This is a genomic window from Paenarthrobacter sp. NPDC090517, assembly GCF_044769165.1.
Taxonomy (GTDB): Bacteria; Actinomycetota; Actinomycetes; order Actinomycetales; family Micrococcaceae; genus Arthrobacter.
Map to the genome: position 1 here is coordinate 363339 of NZ_JBIVXN010000001.1, position 17391 is coordinate 380729.

Below are 17391 nucleotides of genomic sequence, written 5' to 3' on the forward strand. Positions count from 1 at the left end.
CGGGCCCTCAGGAAGCCAGTTCAAGTACATTCCGGGCCCTCTGCAGGGCAACAGCCGAGGAGTAGATCAGCGCCGCATCGGCGGCCATGGCTACGCGCAGGTCCAGTGCCTTTGCGAATTCCTCTGATGCTGCCAGCGCATTGCCGCTGACGAAGTATGCCCTGCCCAGATACTGGTGCACGATCGCTTCCTTGGAGCTGCCCTGGACATCCTGCAACAGGTGCCGGAACAACTGCACGGCTCGGTCCAGCCGGTTGGTTGCCCGGTGTACTTCCGCTTCAAAAATCCTCAACCGGAAGGACTCCGGATCCTTATAGCGTGCCTCGGCCAACAGCTCGGCCGCCTCGTTGGGCTGGTTGTCCAGCAGCAGGGCCATGATGCGATCCGCAGGGTCTTCCGACGCAGCGAGGGCGGACTCCATGGCTTCCTCATTGACAACAACAGGAAGCAAAGTGTCCGGGTTCATCCGGACTCCTGGGAAGCCTGCAGTCGGCCAGTCGCTGACGCCTTCCCGAAGAGTGACGGTCATGATGCGATCTCCTGGTAGGCGGCAAACAGGAGTGACGTGTCAGGGACCTCAAGAATGCCGGGCTTGGCAACGCCGTCGAGGACTACGAACCGGAGGAGATCGCCGCGTGACTTCTTGTCCCGGCGCATTCCATCCAAAAGACCCTGCCAGCGGTCCCTGCGATACGTGATGGGCAGCCCAAGGCTCTCCAGGATGGTGCGGTGCCTGTCCGCATCAGCATCGGACAAACGCCCGACGCTTCGCGACAACTCGGCAGCGAACATCATTCCAACGGAAACGGCGGCACCGTGACGCCATGAGTAGCGTTCCACGAGCTCGATCGCGTGGCCCAGCGTGTGACCGTAGTTCAGGATTTCGCGGAGGCCGGATTCCTTGAGGTCCTGTGAAACGACTTCGGCCTTCACGGTAATCGCGCGTTCAATGAGCTCCCGAACTACATCGGATCCCGGATCCATGACTGCGTCTGTGTTCTTTTCCACGAGGTCCAGGATTGCCGGATCAGCAATGAAGCCACACTTGATGACCTCGGCCATCCCTGAAATGAGCTCATTCTTGGGCAGGGTCTGGAGCGTGTCCAAGTCAGCCAGGACTGCGGCCGGGGGGTGGAACGAACCCACAAGGTTCTTGCCTTCGGCTGTGTTGATGCCGGTCTTGCCACCCACTGAAGCATCCACCATGCCGAGCAAACTCGTGGGCATGTGGATTACTTTGACGCCACGGAGCCAGGTGGCGGCCACGAAGCCGGCGAGGTCCGTTACAGCGCCGCCACCAACTGCCACAATGGCGTCAGACCGAGTGAAATCGTTCTGTCCCAGCACTTGCCAACAGAACGCGGCAACCTGGATGTGCTTGCCCTCTTCAGCATCCGGGATTTCGGCTGTGAGTGCCGTGAACCCGGCAGCCTCCAGCTCGTCCCGGACGGTATCGCCGGTAAGGCGAAGGGCCCTCGGGTGGATCACCAGAACTCGTCGTACGCGTTCGCCAAGCTTGGCAGGCAGGGTGTCCAACAGCCCACGGCCCACCACGACGTCGTAGTTCTCATTAACGGACTGGCCGGTCACCTTGATGACAGTTGCTTCGTTGCTCACTTTTCAACTTCCTCTTTCAAGGCTGCATGCTGGAGCAGCCGCTCCTCCAAATGGAGGCCGATTTCTGCCACGGATCCGGAACGGACATCCATAACAATGTCCGCGAGACGCTCATAAACGGGACGACGAGTGGCAAACAAAGCTTCCCAGCGGGTCATGGCGTCACCCTGCAGCAGCGGCCGCCCGGTGTTCCGCGCAATCCTGTCTGCGACGGTTTCCGCATCGCATTCCAAATAGACAACGGTGCACTCCCCCAGCAACTGCTGGGTCCCGGAGTCAAGCACAGCCCCGCCGCCCAAGGAAATGATGGCCGGCTCTGCCTTGGCAGACTCGATGGCCTTCGCCACTGCCCGCGCTTCAATCTCGCGGAACGCGTGCTCTCCCCTGCCGGCGAAGATGTCTGCGATGCTGCCGTGGGCAGCTACCACCACTGCGTCAGTGTCCACGAACGGGACACGGAGCTGGTGGGCCAGTTGCTGGCCGATCGCCGATTTTCCGACGGCCATGGGGCCTACGAGAACAACGGGGCGGCCATCCGGGATAGCGCGGACCACTACCGGCCGACCGAGTCCAGGGTGGCCGGGATGTTCTCGAGGTAGCCCTGCAGGTTCCGTTGGGTCTCCGCGACGGAGTCGCCGCCGAATTTCTCGGCTACAGCCTCGGCGAGGACCAAAGCCACCATGGCTTCGGCCACAACGCCTGCTGCCGGAACCGCGCAAACATCCGAGCGCTGGTGATGTGCCTTGGCCGGCTCTCCGGTGCTGACATCAATGGTGCGAAGCGCCCGTGGGACGGTCGCAATCGGCTTCATGGCAGCCCGAACACGAAGAACCTCACCGATGCTCATGCCACCTTCGATGCCACCGGCCCGATTGGTCTGGCGAACGATCTTGCCATTGCCGTCCTTGAGGATCTCATCGTGGGCAGCAGATCCACGGCGCGCAGCCGTAAGGAAGCCGTCGCCCACTTCTACGCCCTTAATGGCCTGGATGCCCATAAGGGCGGCCGCGAGACGTGAGTCGAGGCGGCGATCCCAGTGGACGTAGCTGCCGAGTCCCGGGGGAAGTCCATATGCCAGGACCTCTACCACGCCGCCCAGGGTTTCGCCTTCCTTGTGGGCGGCATCCACCTCGGCCACCATGGCATTGGACGTTTCCCTGTCAAAACAGCGCAAGGGATCGGCGTCGAGGGCTATGACGTCGTTCGGCAATGGCAAAGGCCGGCCTTCAGGAACGGTCACGCTGGCAATGGAAACAGTGTGGCTTACCAACTCAATGCCCAGTTGCTTCAGGAACTGTGCAGCTACGGTACCAAGGGCCACGCGTGTGGCGGTCTCGCGCGCGCTGGCACGCTCAAGGACCGGACGGGCTTCGTCGAAGCCATACTTCTGCATGCCCGTGAAATCGGCGTGACCCGGACGCGGACGCGTCAGAGGTGCATTTCGGGCTTGGTCGGCGAGGACCTCAGGGTCAACGGGATCAGCAGACATAATCTGCTCCCATTTGGGCCACTCGGTGTTGCCGACCTGGATGGCCACGGGACCACCTTGGGTAAGTCCATGCCGGACGCCACCCATGATGGTGACCTCGTCCTGCTCAAACTTCATGCGGGCACCACGTCCATAGCCCAGGCGGCGACGCGCCAACGCGTCACGAATCTGCCCACTGGTGAGTTCAACACCGGCAGGCACGCCTTCAACAATTCCGATCAGGGCCGGGCCATGGGATTCACCGGCAGTCAACCAACGCAACATATAACCAATCCTGCCATGTAAGGCTTCTAGAACACTCGCCGGGGAAGCCCGACTGAGTCGCACATCACATCTATGACGGCGGCATCTACGTCACAGCCGCTGAAGCGCCTGATCTGCTCGGCTGCCTGATACATCAGCATCTCCAAGCCCGGAACCACCGCTCCCCCGTGGCCATGCCACACTTCCGCGAGCCGGCTGGGCCAAGGATCGTAGGCGACGTCCAACAGGACTCCAGCCCCGGTGGCGGGCAACGCTGTAAGTTCCTCCGCCAATGAATCGGCGGCGCGAGGTGGAAACGTGGAGATCACCAGATCCGTGCCGGCCACAGCAGTTGCCGCTTCCGTCAGGGGTCGGACGGCAAGGGAAATTCCGACGGCGGCCGCGGCGGCTTGCGCATCGCCGGCACGTCCCGCGTCGCGAACGAACACATCGACGTGACGCGCACCAAGTTCCTGTGCAGCGGCGACGGCCGCAGCCGAAGTGCCACCGCCACCCAGGATCGCTGCGTGGGGTGCGGCGGCGACGCCCGCGTAGCGGACCGCTTCCACGATGCCGGCAACATCAGTGTTGTAGCCCACCCGACGGACCCCTCCGGCGTCGTTCTCGAAAACCACGGTGTTGATAACGCCCAGATGCGCGCCGGCGCCACGGACTTCGTCCACTTCCTTGACCATGGCTGACTTCAGCGGCATGGTCACCGAGAGGCCGCACCAAGCGTCATCTCCGCGGAGCGAGTCCATGAACGAAGGAAGCTGTTCCACAGTGACGTCGATGGCCGAGTACTCGATATCCACACCCAACTTGGCGTAGGCCGCAGAGTGCAGTGCCGGAGATTTCGAATGAGAGATCGGGTGCCCGAGAACTGCGGCGCGACGACTCACACACACCGTCCAGCGTTGGCCTGGCACCACGCGTTGTACTGCTCAACGTAGGTGTTGTGCTCAGCCAACGTCTTGGAGAACTTGGTTTCCTTGGTGTCCAGATTAATAGTCACCCAGTAGAGGTATTCATTCTGTGTCGGCTTGGCTGCAGCATCAATTGCTGTCTTTCCCGGCGAGCCAATAGGTCCTACCGGTAGCCCGACATTGGCGTACGTGTTGTAGGCGTTGGATTTGTCGGCCTTTTCTTCCTCAGTGAGGTGGAACGACTTCTTGCCCAAGCCATAGGTCACAGTGGCATCGGACTGGATCAAACCGCTGGTCTCAACGTTGTTGGGCTTGAGCCTGTTGTAGATGGCTCCGGCCACGTTCCCATAGTCTGCCTGACCACCTTCGGCCTGCACGATGCTGGCGATGGTCACGGTGTCGTACTGCTTGGCGGGGTCTGTAACACCCTGGGCTTTGAGTTCATCAAGGGTGGTGCTTACCAACTTCTGGATGATGTCCTTCGCAGGCGTACCCAGTTCAAATCGATATTCGCCCGGGGCGAGGAAGCCTTCCAGGTTTTTAGCCTTGGCAGGAACCCCGAACTGTCCGGGTGCCTGGTTCAAGGCATTGAGCTCTTGCACCGAAATGCCCGAACCCTTGGAAATGGCCTCCAGCGACTCATTGATGCGCAAGCCGGCACTCAGCGCAAAGTACATCACTTTGCCGGCGTCCTTATTGACGAGGACAGCCACGGCGTCGGAGTTCTTCATTTCGGTACGGAACGTGAAGTCGCCCGGAGACAGTTCCCCGCCTTCACTAAGGAACGCCTCAACAAAGGCATCGGAGTCTGCAACCACGCGGTTTTGTACGAGCTCGTTAGCTACGGCTTTGGGACCGGATCCCTCGGGTACGGTGATGGTCACCGACCCCGTTCCGGGGCCTGGGTAATCGGTAACCCGGTCCATGCCCAGCAAGGGCTTCAGGAATTGCGCACCTATGGCGATGGCGGCGACGAAGACACCCAACGTGATCAGGAGAGCCACAACACGACGACGACGGCGGGCCTTCTTCGCGGCGGCCTTGGACGCCGGACTGGCAGCAGGGGCAATAAGGTCATGGTGGTGATCATCATGGTGGTGTTCATCATGGGGATGAACGTCATCGTGAAGTTCTTCATGGATGTCCAGATGGTAGTGGTCATCATGCGCAGCGAACTCGTGCTGGTTATGACCGTCGTGAATACCACCGTGACCAGGCGCGGCGTATTCACTGACCTTGTGGGCGTGGACTTCATCGCCGTGGACGTTTTCCTCGTGCAGGCCCTCGTGATGACCTTCCGGCTGACCAAGGACTTCAGCTGCGTGCACCTCGGCATCGACGGGCTCATCGGCAGGAGCCTCCGGCCGGGCCGGGCTCTCGTGCCGGGTTTCGGCCACAGGCGCAGCGGCAGTTGACGGGGTTGCCGCGGGAGTTGGGGGTGCCACAGGGGTCGGGGGTGCCACAGGAGTTGGGGGTGCCACAGGAGTCGGTGGCGTCGCGGGCGCAGGTTGAACGGCCGGGACTGGTCGGGGCAGTTCCGGCTCAACTTCCGCTGAGGGAGCCGCCTCTCCCGGAGTCGCTTCAGGAACGGGTACCACATTGTGGTTCTGCGTGGCGAGGAATCGTTCACGCGCCCGCAGCTCTTTGCGGGTTAGCGACATACCGCCGCCGGCGGTACCGCTGGAGGGGTCGTTGTTGACCGGGCTCACAGTTGCAGTCCCCTCTTAGAAGAATCGGATTCACGGCCTGAGGCAGCCCGCAGCGTTGGGGCACTGCTGGGTTTCTCGGACTGCGCCGGTGCCTGCACTCGGCGGCCAACGTCCGTTCCTCTGGCTTTTTGCATGTCGATTGCGTGCTGAAGTATTCCAGCAGCGGCAACCTGATCAACCACTTTACGGTGGTTCTTGCTGCTCATGCCAGCTTCGTGCAGGTTGCGGTGTGCCGTAACAGTGGAAAGTCGCTCATCGACGAGGTTTACGGGAACGTCCAAACCGACGCGCAGAAGCTCACTGGTAAGAAGGTCCGCGTAGTCCATCGCCATTTGCGCAGACGCGCGTTCCTCGCCCTTCATGGTTCGTGGAAGACCCACAAAAATCTGGACCGCCGGCAGCTCCGCCGCGTGCTTGACCACTACCCGGACATCGGAGTTTTTCTTGTTGTCCCGCCCTACCGTCTTGAACGGCGTGGCCAAAATCCCGTCGGGATCACAAATGGCCAGGCCCACCCGGACGGTACCGACGTCTACCCCCAGCTTGATGCCGTGGGGGTAGACGCCACTGTTAGTACTGGAATTCACCGTCAGCGCTTGGCTATCGCATCCACCACCGCTGTGAGGGCCTCGGAGACCTTCCCAGCGTCGGTGCCGCCGCCTTGGGCGACGTCGTCCTTGCCGCCACCGCCGCCACCGAGGATCCCCGCAGCCAGGCGGACAAGCACACCCGCCTTTACGCCTGCTTCACGGGCAGCCTCGTTGGTAGCGATCAGAATAACGGGCCGGTCATTGCTCACACCCGCAACAGCCACGGTGGAGGCTTCCGAACCAAGGCGATTGCGCAGATCGAGGGCGAGGTTACGTAGATCGTCAGCTCCACCCACCTGACCGGCGTCGTGAGCTACAACCCGGACACCAGCGGCATCCTTGGCGGTACCGACGAGGTTTTCTGCCGCTGCTGCAAGCTGTTCCTTACGGAGGCGATCGAGTTCCTTCTCCGTGGCCTTGAGCTTGTTCAGGGTGCTGGAAATGCGGTCAGCAAGTTGTCCGGACGGAACTTTCAACAGTTCCGTCAGCTCGGAAACCAGAGCGCGCTCGGCTGCCAAATGACGGAATGCGTCCAAGCCAACAAAGGCCTCGACACGGCGGTTGCCGGAACCAACAGACTGTTCGCCCAGCAAAGAGAGGCTGCCGATCAGGGAAGTGTTGGAAACGTGGGTGCCACCGCACAATTCGCGGGACCATGCGCCGTCGATCTCCACGACGCGGACTTCGCTGCCGTAGTTCTCGCCGAACAGGGCCATAGCGCCCAGGGCCTTGGCTTCAGCGAGCCCCATCACCTTGGTATCCACCCGGAAGTTGTTCCGGATGGCAATGTTTGAGACCTCTTCGATTTCAGACCGTGTGGCAGTGCTCAATCCTTCGCCCCAGGCGAAGTCGAAGCGAAGGTATCCGGCCTTGTTGTAGGAACCGCGCTGGGTGGCTTCCGGCCCGAGGATCTGGTGCAACGCGGCATGCACAATGTGCGTGCCGGTGTGGGCCTGCTCGGCAGCGTGCCGACGTTCACGGTCGACGGCGGCGCGCACCAGTGCGTCGGAAGCGATCTCACCTTCACGGACAATTGCCTTGTGAACGCTCAGGCCCTTGATGGGACGCTGCACGTCCAGTACCTCCACCACGAAACCATCGCCGGTGATGAGGCCCGTGTCAGCTGACTGACCGCCTGCCTCTGCATAGAACGGGGTTTCGTTGAGGACCAACTCAACCTCTTCGCCGGTAGATGCGTGCGCTACAGCGCGGCCGCCGCTGACGATGCCGCGAACCTTGGCCTCGCCCTCAAGTTCGTCGTAACCCGTAAAGACAGTCTCGCCCTTGCCCAGGAGCTCCTGGTAGGCGCTGAGGTCGGCGTGCCCGCCCTTCTTGCCCTTGGCATCGGCCTGGGCACGTTGGCGCTGCTCAAGCATGAGCGCACGGAAGCCTGCCTCGTCCACCTTGAGGCCGGCCTCTTCTGCCATCTCCAAGGTCAGGTCAATCGGGAAGCCGTACGTGTCGTGCAAGGCGAATGCGTCCGCGCCGGACAAGGGAACGCCGGCGGCCTTCGATTCGGCTACTGCATCCTCCAGGCGGGCCGTGCCGGAAGCAATAGTGCGCAAAAACGCCTTTTCTTCGGCGTAGGCAATACGGCTGATGCGGGCAAAGTCAGTCTCCACCACCGGATAGACACCCTTCATGGCGTCGCGGGAGGCAGGAAGGAGGTCAGGCAGGCAAGCTTTTTCAACACCGAGCAGGCGCATGGCGCGTACAGCGCGGCGGATAAGCCGGCGCAGCACGTAGCCACGGCCCTCATTGGAAGGTGCGACGCCGTCAGCGATGAGCATCAAAGCAGAACGAATGTGGTCGCCAACGACGCGCATGCGGACATCGTCCGTGTGGTGCGGGTCTTCCGGCGATTCAGCCGAGGTGTATTCGCGCCCTGACAATTCAGCAGCTTTGTCGATGACCGGACGGACCTGATCGGTCTCATACATGTTTTCGACGCCCTGGAGGATCATCGCGAGACGTTCCATGCCCAGGCCGGTGTCGATGTTCTTCTGCGGCAGCTCACCAACGATGTCGAAGTCCACCTTGGAGCGGACGTTCTCAATCTGGTACTGCATGAACACGAGGTTCCAGATTTCGATGTAGCGGGTCTCGTCGGCCAGCGGGCCGCCTTCGATTCCGTAGGCAGGGCCTCGGTCGTAGTAGATCTCCGAGCAGGGCCCGGCGGGGCCCGGCTGGCCTGTGGACCAGTAGTTGTCAGCCTTGCCCATGCGCTGGATGCGCTCGGCAGGAATTCCGGTGTTCTTGAGCCACAGTTCCTTGGCTTCGTCGTCCTCTTCGTAAACAGTCACCCAGAGACGTTCGGCCGGAAGGCCGTAGCCGCCGTCGTCAACACTGGTGGTGAGCAGCTCGAAAGCGAACTTGATGGCGTCTTCCTTGAAGTAATCGCCAAACGAGAAGTTGCCGCACATCTGGAAGAACGTGCCGTGGCGGGCGGTCTTGCCCACTTCCTCGATGTCGCCGGTGCGGATGCACTTCTGGACGCTCGTTGCACGGCTGTAGGGAGGCTCTTCGCGCGCGGTCAGGTAAGGAATGAAAGGCACCATTCCGGCCACAGTGAAGAGAAGTGACGGGTCGCTGGAAACGAGCGACGCGGAGGGAACGGCGGTGTGGCCCTTGTTGACAAAAAAGTCCACCCAGCGCTTGGTGATCTCCTGCGACTTCATTAGCTGATTACTTACCCTTCTCAATTCACTGCACACGATGTGCGCGGTACCGGCTGGTGCCGTTCCGCAGCTTTCCATTCTGCCCTGTTGAGGGCGTGGGGGCGAACCGCTCCCACTAGCGCCGGGCGGCTCCGGCGTCGTCGATCCCCAACGCTGCCCGCAAATCCTCTTCCCGTTGATGCATCCCTGTACGAACGGCGTCGGCAAAGTCGAACAGTCCGTCCGCCATCCGGCCGACGGCGCGGTTAAGGCCCTCGGGCCCAAGGTTTGCTTGCGCTTCGGTGATCTTACGGAAGGCAATGACGCCGATGGCGACGCCGATGCCCATCCAGACAATTCTCTTCATGGGGTTCCAGTCTCCTTGGTATTCAGCAGTTGGCTTGCTCAGCGGCCGGCTTGATCAACGGCTGCGGCGGCCGGAGGAAGGCGTCCGGCGTCCAGCGAAGGCTGAACGGACGCCATAGCTGAAGGCAGCCACCTTGATCAGCGGGGAGCCTACCGTGGCTGCCACGAGCGAGGACAACGCGGAGATGTTGGCCGATGCATCGGAGACGTTGGAGGCGATGCCGTCAACCTTTTTCAACTGCTGGTTGGTGGTGGTGACCGTTGCAGTCACTTCATCCATCAGGGGCGTGGCGCCATCGCTGAGGGAACGTATGGAGGTCCGCACTTCGTCAAAGACGCCGCCGAGCTTCAAAATGGGCACGGCCAAAAGCAAGACGAGGAGCGCGAAGACTCCTGCTGCGATGAGGCCGGCGATGTCGCCACCAGACATAGAATTCTTCTCCTTGGATCGTTTCGCTGCCTCGCACCAGCCGGTTCACGGCTTTGGCCGAAGCCTCCCCAAGTACCTTACCTATTTTGGACCGGTACCTTACATACAAAGAAGCCCGCGGCGTGTGCCACGGGCTTCTTTGTATGCGCTGCTTGAATTTAGCGAGCGTAGAATTCGACGACGAGCTGCTCTTCGCAGATCACGGGGACCTCGGAGCGCTTCGGGCGACGAACCAGGCGGGCCTGAAGTGCGTCAATCTTGACGTCCAAGTATGCCGGCACGTTGTTGAGAACGTGTGCGCCAGCGGCTGCCACCTGGAACGGGGGCATAACCTCGGAGCGGCTGTGAACGTGGATGAGCTGGCCTTCGCCAACGCGGAAGGACGGGCGGTCCACGCGGATGCCGTCAACCATGATGTGGCGGTGCACAACCAGCTGGCGGGCCTGTGCGATGGTGCGGGCGAAGCCTGCACGGAGCACGAGGGCGTCCAAACGCATTTCGAGCAGCTCAACCAGGTTTTCACCGGTGAGGCCCTTGGTGCGGCGTGCTTCTTCGAAGGCACGGGTCATCTGGGCTTCGCGGATACCGTACTGGGCGCGCAGACGCTGCTTTTCGCGCAGACGTACGGCGTAGTCGGAGTCCTGCTTCTTGCGGGCACGGCCATGCTCGCCGGGGCCGTACGGACGGCGCTCCATGTACTTGGCGGCCTTGGGGGTCAGAGCAATGCCGAGTGCACGCGAAAGGCGTGCGGTACGGCGAGCACGAGTGTTGTTAGCCACTTGTGTCCTTCCAATTACTGCGGTGTGTCAGTGTTACTGGCCTCCATCAGGGAGAGCATCGGCCAACCGCTGCCTCTTGCTACTAGCCCGGGCGCACAGCACTATTGAAGAAATCTTCAGAGGGATTGTGCGTCGGGCCATGCCAGACAAGCAACTATCCTACCACGCGCAGGACCGCCATCTGCAGCTGGCATGATCCTGCAGGCTACTCCCCGCGGACGATCTTGCGGAGCCGTTCCAGCCTGGCGGCAATATCCCGTTCAGCTCCATTATTGGTGGGCTGGTAATAGTCCTTACCCACCAAGTCATCCGGAGGATATTGCTGGGTTGCCACACCATGGGGTTCGTCGTGTGCGTACCTATAGCTCTTGCCGTGGCCCAACTGCTTTGCACCGGGGTAGTGCGCGTCACGCAAATGCATGGGAATGCCACCACCAAAACCGGCACGAACGTCGGCCACAGCTTTATTCAAACCCATGTAGGCGGCATTGGACTTGGGTGCTGTGGCCAGATGAACCACGGCTTCGGCCAAAACAATGCGCCCCTCCGGCATACCGATCAACTGCACTGCCTGCGCGGCGGCCACTGCGGTCTGCAACGCCGTGGGATCGGCCATGCCGATATCCTCGGCCGCCGAGATCACGATCCGCCTCGCCACGAACCTTGGATCCTCCCCGGCCTCGAGCATGCGTGCCAGATAGTGCAAGGCAGCATCCACGTCGGAGCCCCGGATGGACTTGATGAACGCACTGGCCACATCGTAGTGCTGGTCCCCGGCGCGGTCGTAGCGAACGGCCGCCGCATCCAAGGCGCGCTCGGTGTGGCGGAGTTCCACCAGCACCGGCGCGTCAGGCAGGCCATCGTTCACGAGTCCGGGTTCGCCGTCGTCAGCGTCACTCTCCCCCTCGCCTGTTGTTGGGGCGTCGGCCGGAATGTCGACGGCGGCAGAGTCACCGAAGGCGACGCCGGCAGCTGCTTCCAGAGCTGTCAGCGCCCGTCGGGCATCACCCCCGGACAGCCGAACCAGGTGGTCCAATGCCTCAGGACTAAGCTCCACACGACCGGCCAGGCCGCGGGCGTCGAGCACAGCCCTCTGCAGCAGACCCGAAATGTCGTCATCGGTGAGCGGCTTCAGGGTGAGAAGGAGGGAGCGTGACAGGAGCGGCGACACCACGGAGAACGAAGGATTTTCCGTGGTTGCAGCTACCAGCACAACCCAGCGGTTTTCGACACCGGGCAGCAGGGCATCCTGTTGGGCCTTGTTGAAGCGATGAATCTCGTCGAGGAAGAGAACCGTGGTCTTCTTGTACAGGTCCCGGGCCGTCAAGGCCTCGTCCATGACGCGCCGGACGTCCTTGACTCCGGCGGTGATTGCCGACAACTCAACGAACTTACGTCCGGGTCCGCGCGCGATCACGTGGGCGAGCGTGGTCTTCCCTGTCCCGGGAGGCCCCCAAAGTATCACCGAGCTGGGACCCGCCGGGCCGGCAGCCTCAGCACCTGCTGCCAGTTGCCGCAAAGGCGAACCTTGCCCCAGTAGATGCTGCTGTCCCACCACCTCGTCCAGCGACCGGGGACGCATTCTTACCGCCAGTGGACTGCGTTGGGAAGCCATCCAATGAGCATCGGAGGGACCCCCTGACGCGGGCAGGTCCTCCGACTCGTCGTCATCAACTGCACCCGCACCAAAGAGATCTTCCACATGGATAGGCTACTCATAGTTTCAGCAAAGGAGACATTGACGTGGATCGCCGAGCATCTGCCCCGCACCGGTCTTCCGGCAGGCGGACCGCTTTGGTGCCCGCGGGCAGGTTGCAGGGTTGGGCCGACCGGTTCGCGGCGAGCCACGGCACCGTTGTTGAAGACCTCGAGGACGGTGGGCTGCTCCTGGGTGCAGCCGACGGTGCGACTGCACTGTTGAGGGCCCCCTGGCCGGCTGACGGACGCCCGGGACGGGGAGCAACTGAGCTTGAACGCCTGGCTTCGCTTGCGAACCAGGAACGGGGGCTTGGCCTGCTCCTTGTTCGCAGGGGCGGCTACGCCATAGCTGCTGCCAGCGGTTCCGTGATCCTTGCTTCGAAGAGCGGCAGTCGCTTCAACGATGCCAAAGCCACAGCAGAACAGGCCCTCCGTATCTTCAACGAACACCGCATTGAGTACATCGTCCCGGGCGGCGACCGCGTGCTGGTGGATCAAGTTCTTGCCCAGCCGCTACTCAGAGCCGTAGCAGGACGGACCCGCTTAGCCTTCCTTGACCTTCAAGAGCCAAAGACTGCCGTGCTGGCGAAGGCGGCTGCCGACGCCTGCTCTGTTCGCATCACAGTGACTGATCCGCCCTTCTAGCAGCCGCTGGACGCGCGCCTCAAGGGTGCCTGCCGGTACAGGTAAGTGCCGTAGTCGGCGAAGCCAGCTTGTGAGTAAAGTAACCGGGCTCCACGATTGGCCTCAGTGACAAGGAGCCAGAATCCCTCAAGATTCCGCTGGGCTCCGGCATTCAACAACGCAGTCAGTACCTCCGTGCCGTATCCGCGCCTGCGGTGGCCGGCCGACGTCGCCATGCTGTAGATGCCGCCCCAACCGTCCACCAGGGCGAGGCGTCCGACGGCGGCGGGCACGCCGTCGTCGCCCCTCACCATTGCGTAAAGCGCCGGACAGCCGGTGAGAATCTTATGAGCTACGGACTGCTCTGCGTCACCACCACGGCCGTCCACGGACCACCACACGCGCAGCCATTCTTCGGAGAGTTCGTCAGCCATTTCAACGCTCCGGCCCGACTTGCTGACCGGTAGCCCTTCCATGCCGCGGACCATGATCCTTGTTGCCGATTGCCTCGTGAAGCGTTGCTCATCAAGGACAGCATTGAGTCCGGAGCTGCGGGAGTCATCGAACACTTGGAAAATCAGGGGAAGGCGACGGAGCCTATACCACTCCGCCGCCGCTCGCACGGATCGCGGGATGCCCGGATCGCCGTTCGGGCCGCCCGAGTTCCTTGGCCACACTGAATTAGCCCTCTGGGTCACTCCGCCCGAAGCGCGGAGGACCCACGCCCCCGTATCTTCGCGCTCAAGGGCAGGCCAGGCCTTATCCATGAGCGATTCCAGGAATGTTTGTTCCATCATGCGAGGCTCCTTTTGTGGCTGGAACGCAAAAAGCTCCCCACCGTAGTGAGGAGCCTTTTGGGCAGAAACTTATTCAGACTTCGTTTCCGGCTTGGCTGCGGGCTTGACCTCCGGTTTGAAGTCGACGCCCGCTTCCTTGCGCTGCTGCGGCGTGATCGGTGCCGGTGCCGCGGTCAGGGGGTCGTAGCCGTTGCCCGACTTCGGGAAGGCAATGACGTCGCGGATCGACTCGACGCCGGCCAACAAAGCAACCACACGGTCCCAGCCCAGTGCCATTCCGCCGTGCGGAGGTGCGCCGTACTTGAAACCTTCAAGCAGGAAGCCGAACTTGGTTTCAGCGTCTTCCTTGTCCAGGCCCATGAGCTGGAAGACGCGTTCCTGTACTTCGCGCTCATGGATACGGATGGACCCGCCGCCGATCTCGTTGCCGTTGCAGACAATGTCGTAGGCGTAAGAGAGCGCCGATTCCGGGTCCGTGTCGAAGGTGTCCAGGAACTCAGGCTTTGGCGAGGTGAAAGCGTGGTGCACAGCCGTCCACTGGCCAGCGCCCACTGCAACGTCACCGGAGGCAACAGCGGCAGCAGCGGGCTCGAACATGGGAGCGTCCACGATCCAGACGAAAGCCCAGTCCTTGGGGTCGATCAAGCCGGTGCGGTGACCGATTTCGACGCGGGCAGCACCGAGCAGGGCGCGGGCTGCGGACTTCTCACCGGCAGCGAAGAAGATGCAGTCGCCGGGCTTGGCGCCAACGGCGTCCGCCAGGCCTTCGCGCTCGGCCTCGGTAAGGTTCTTGGCCACCGGGCCAGCCAACTCGCCGTCTTCCTTGAAGAGGACATAGGCCAGGCCCTTGTGGCCGCGCTGCTTGGCAAATTCCTGCCAGCCGTCCAAAGTACGGCGCGGCTGTGAAGCACCACCAGGCATCACGACGGCGCCCACGTACGGCGCCTTGAAGACACCGAAGTTGGTGTCCTTGAAGAACTCAGTGAGCTCAGTCAGTTCAACTCCGAAACGCAAGTCCGGCTTGTCCGAGCCGTACTTGGCCATGGCGTCCAAGTACGTCATGCGACGGATCGGGGTGGGGATCTCGACGTCGATCAGCTGCCACAAGGCCTTGACGATCGCCTCGCCGAGCTCAATGACGTCGTCCTGGTCCACGAAGCTGGCTTCGATGTCCAGCTGGGTGAATTCCGGCTGGCGGTCCGCGCGGAAATCCTCGTCGCGGTAGCAGCGGGCAATCTGGTAGTACTTCTCGAAGCCGCCCACTTGGAGGAGCTGCTTGAAAAGCTGCGGCGACTGCGGGAGGGCGTACCAGGAACCTGGCGCCAGACGTGCCGGGACCACGAAGTCACGGGCGCCTTCCGGCGTCGAACGCGTCAGCGTGGGGGTTTCGATTTCAACGTAGCCCCGCTGGTGCAGAAGTTCGCGGGCCACACGGTTCGCCTCGGAACGCAGGCGCATGTTGCGGGCGGGGCCGGGACGGCGGAGGTCAAGGTAGCGGTGCTTAAGACGGGCTTCCTCGCCAACCTCCACGTGTTCGTCAATCTGGAACGGCAGGGGTTCGGAGGTGTTGAGGATGACCACCTTGTCCGCGATGACCTCGATCTCACCCGTAGCCAACGCAGGGTTCTCATTGCCTTCAGGACGCTTGTTGACAGTACCTGTCACCTGCAGGACATACTCGTTCCGCAAGCCGTGGAAGACCTCTTCCTCACGGACAACCACCTGGGCTACACCGGACGCATCACGCAGGTCAACGAATGCAACGCCACCGTGATCACGGCGGCGCCCCACCCAGCCGGCCAGGGTAACGGTTTGTCCAATGTGCTCGGAGCGAAGAGATCCGAGGTCATGTGTGCGCAGCACAGCATTCCTTTCAGCATGAAATATAGGGGGATCGTTGCAAAGACGATCCCGTCCGAGTTTACCCGCCCCCGCCACAGCTCATGCCACGAGGACGGAACAATGGATGTTGCCTAGCCCACGGTGGTAATGCGGACGTACAAATCCTCTTCAGCGGGCGTCCAACTGGCCGGATCGGCGTCAACCTGCTCGCCGGAACGGATGTCCTTGACCTGGTGATTGCCGTCGTCGTCGGTGAACCATACGAAGGGGATGCCGCGGCGATCAGCGAACTTGATCTGCTTTCCAAACTTCTCGGCCTTGGCTGCCACTTCCGTCGCAATCCCCCGGCCCCGCAACTGGGCTGCGATGTCCTGCGCCGCGGACCAGCTGTCGTCAGAGTTCAGGGCGACCAGTACGGCCGTGGGCACAGAACGCGAAGCTGCGGCCAGTTCCTGGCTGAGGATGCGGGAAACAAGCCGCGTCACGCCAATGGAAAGTCCGACGCCGGGGAACTTGCGGTTGCCCTTGCTGGCCAGTGCGTCGTAGCGGCCACCGGAGCAAATGGAACCCAGCTGCTCGTGGCCCACCAGCACCGTCTCAACTACAGTCCCAGTGTAGTAATCGAGGCCGCGGGCGATGCTGAGGTCTGCCACGACCTTGCCGGGTGCGCGCTGGACTGCCGCCTGAATGACCTGCTCAAGCTCGTTGAGGCCTTCTTCAAGGAGATCGTCCTTCACTCCGAGTGCGCGGACCTGGTCCACGAATGAAGTGTCTTCCGTGCGGATGGTGGCCAATTCAAGGGCAAGGCCAGCCTGTTCATCGGTAGCCCCCAGCTCGCTCTTCAACAGCTCGGCCACCTTCGCGGCGCCGATTTTTTCCAATTTATCGATGCTACGCAGCACACCGGCCGTGTCCGTCAGTCCAATGCCGCGATAGAAGCCCTCGGCCAGCTTGCGGTTATTGATCCGGAGCCTGAAGTCCGGGATCGGCAGGGCGCTAAGGGCCTCAGCGATGACCAGCGCGATTTCGACGTCGTAGCGGAACGGCAGTTCGCCGTCGCCCACAACATCGATGTCTGCCTGCGTGAACTCACGTGCCCGGCCTTCCTGCGGCCGCTCGCCCCGCCAGACTTTCTGGATCTGGTACCGGCGGAAGGGGAATGCCAGGTACCCGGCGTTCTCCACCACGTAGCGGGCGAAGGGGACAGTCAGGTCAAAGTGAAGGGCCAACGCGTTCGGGTCCGCCTTGTCGGGTTGCGTCTGCTCCGCAGCCTCGCCCTCATCGTCCTGGAGCCTGCTCAGGCCATAGACCTCTTTGTCTATTTCGCCTTTGCGGAGCAGCTGGCCCACTGTTTCAACAGCGCGGGTCTCGATGGAAGAAAAACCGTGCAGTTCAAATGTCTTCCGGAGCGTATCCAGCACATGGAGCTCCACCAACCGCTCCTGGGGAAGCCACTCGGGGAATCCGGACAGGGAGGCGGTACGTGCCATGGTGGAAAAGTCTCCTCGAAGAAAGCTGACGCTGGCATTGCACCGCAGCTTTAAACACCCTTTCGGCGTTTACAGGGCGGGCGTCCAGCCGGTCATGCATAAACTATGTGCGGCAGCCAGTTTATGCTTTCCGC

16 protein-coding genes are annotated in these 17391 nt (G+C 62.0%); 1 reads left to right on the top strand and 15 read right to left on the bottom strand.

What is annotated here, in order from left to right; translation table 11 throughout:
- Positions 1-7: 7 nt before the first annotated feature.
- The 12 genes from ACIQTW_RS01655 to ACIQTW_RS01710 form a co-directional block, all read right to left on the bottom strand.
- Positions 8-529 carry a tetratricopeptide repeat protein gene (locus ACIQTW_RS01655; protein ID WP_402932994.1) on the bottom strand — a complete coding sequence of 174 codons (522 nt, stop codon included), beginning with the start codon at positions 527-529 and terminating at the stop codon, positions 8-10.
- Positions 526-1617 (bottom strand): 3-dehydroquinate synthase, encoded by a 1092-nt coding sequence (gene aroB, locus ACIQTW_RS01660; protein ID WP_402932997.1) that lies wholly within the window; start codon positions 1615-1617, stop codon positions 526-528. The genes ACIQTW_RS01655 and aroB overlap by 4 nt, the downstream gene beginning before the upstream one ends.
- The gene (locus ACIQTW_RS01665) at positions 1614-2171 is read right to left on the bottom strand and encodes a shikimate kinase (protein WP_402932998.1); all 558 of its coding nucleotides are present in this window, start codon (positions 2169-2171) and stop codon (positions 1614-1616) included. Before ACIQTW_RS01665 ends, aroB begins: the two co-directional genes overlap by 4 nt.
- Positions 2171-3370, bottom strand: a complete 1200-nt coding sequence (gene aroC / locus ACIQTW_RS01670; RefSeq protein WP_402933000.1) for a chorismate synthase — start codon at positions 3368-3370, stop codon at positions 2171-2173. The genes ACIQTW_RS01665 and aroC overlap by 1 nt, the downstream gene beginning before the upstream one ends.
- A gap of 26 nt (positions 3371-3396) precedes the next feature.
- Positions 3397-4251 (bottom strand): shikimate dehydrogenase, encoded by an 855-nt coding sequence (locus ACIQTW_RS01675; RefSeq protein WP_402933003.1) that lies wholly within the window; start codon positions 4249-4251, stop codon positions 3397-3399.
- Positions 4248-5984, bottom strand: coding sequence for an endolytic transglycosylase MltG (mltG, locus tag ACIQTW_RS01680; RefSeq protein WP_402933006.1), 1737 nt, complete (start codon positions 5982-5984; stop codon positions 4248-4250). Before mltG ends, ACIQTW_RS01675 begins: the two co-directional genes overlap by 4 nt.
- Positions 5981-6571, bottom strand: a complete 591-nt coding sequence (gene ruvX, locus ACIQTW_RS01685; RefSeq protein ID WP_402933009.1) for a Holliday junction resolvase RuvX — start codon at positions 6569-6571, stop codon at positions 5981-5983. The genes mltG and ruvX overlap by 4 nt, the downstream gene beginning before the upstream one ends.
- Positions 6572-6573: 2 nt before the next feature.
- Positions 6574-9252 (bottom strand): alanine--tRNA ligase, encoded by a 2679-nt coding sequence (gene alaS, locus ACIQTW_RS01690; RefSeq protein ID WP_402933012.1) that lies wholly within the window; start codon positions 9250-9252, stop codon positions 6574-6576.
- 115 nt (positions 9253-9367) lie between these two features.
- On the bottom strand, positions 9368-9598 hold the full coding sequence (locus tag ACIQTW_RS01695) for a hypothetical protein (protein WP_208295800.1): 231 nt from the start codon (positions 9596-9598) through the stop codon (positions 9368-9370).
- A gap of 54 nt (positions 9599-9652) precedes the next feature.
- Positions 9653-10027, bottom strand: a complete 375-nt coding sequence (locus tag ACIQTW_RS01700; protein ID WP_402933017.1) for a DUF948 domain-containing protein — start codon at positions 10025-10027, stop codon at positions 9653-9655.
- Positions 10028-10185: 158 nt separating this feature from the next.
- Entirely contained in the window at positions 10186-10806 is a 621-nt protein-coding gene (gene rpsD, locus ACIQTW_RS01705) for a 30S ribosomal protein S4 (protein WP_011774968.1), read from the bottom strand.
- A gap of 205 nt (positions 10807-11011) precedes the next feature.
- Positions 11012-12508, bottom strand: a complete 1497-nt coding sequence (locus ACIQTW_RS01710) for a replication-associated recombination protein A (protein ID WP_402933020.1) — start codon at positions 12506-12508, stop codon at positions 11012-11014.
- Between the two features lie 41 nt (positions 12509-12549).
- On the opposite strand from ACIQTW_RS01710, the gene ACIQTW_RS01715 reads away from it, so the two are divergent.
- Complete coding sequence (locus tag ACIQTW_RS01715; RefSeq protein WP_402933023.1) at positions 12550-13149, top strand: Vms1/Ankzf1 family peptidyl-tRNA hydrolase; 600 nt, start codon at positions 12550-12552, stop codon at positions 13147-13149.
- Here the strand turns inward: ACIQTW_RS01715 and ACIQTW_RS01720 are convergent.
- From ACIQTW_RS01720 to hisS, 3 genes are all read right to left on the bottom strand, one after another.
- Complete coding sequence (locus ACIQTW_RS01720; RefSeq protein WP_402933026.1) at positions 13146-13925, bottom strand: GNAT family N-acetyltransferase; 780 nt, start codon at positions 13923-13925, stop codon at positions 13146-13148. The genes ACIQTW_RS01715 and ACIQTW_RS01720 overlap by 4 nt on opposite strands.
- A gap of 69 nt (positions 13926-13994) precedes the next feature.
- The gene (gene aspS / locus ACIQTW_RS01725; RefSeq protein WP_402933028.1) at positions 13995-15788 is read right to left on the bottom strand and encodes an aspartate--tRNA ligase; all 1794 of its coding nucleotides are present in this window, start codon (positions 15786-15788) and stop codon (positions 13995-13997) included.
- A 110-nt stretch (positions 15789-15898) separates the two neighbouring features.
- Positions 15899-17257, bottom strand: coding sequence for a histidine--tRNA ligase (gene hisS / locus ACIQTW_RS01730; RefSeq protein WP_402933030.1), 1359 nt, complete (start codon positions 17255-17257; stop codon positions 15899-15901).
- Between the last annotated feature and the right edge of the window lie 134 nt (positions 17258-17391).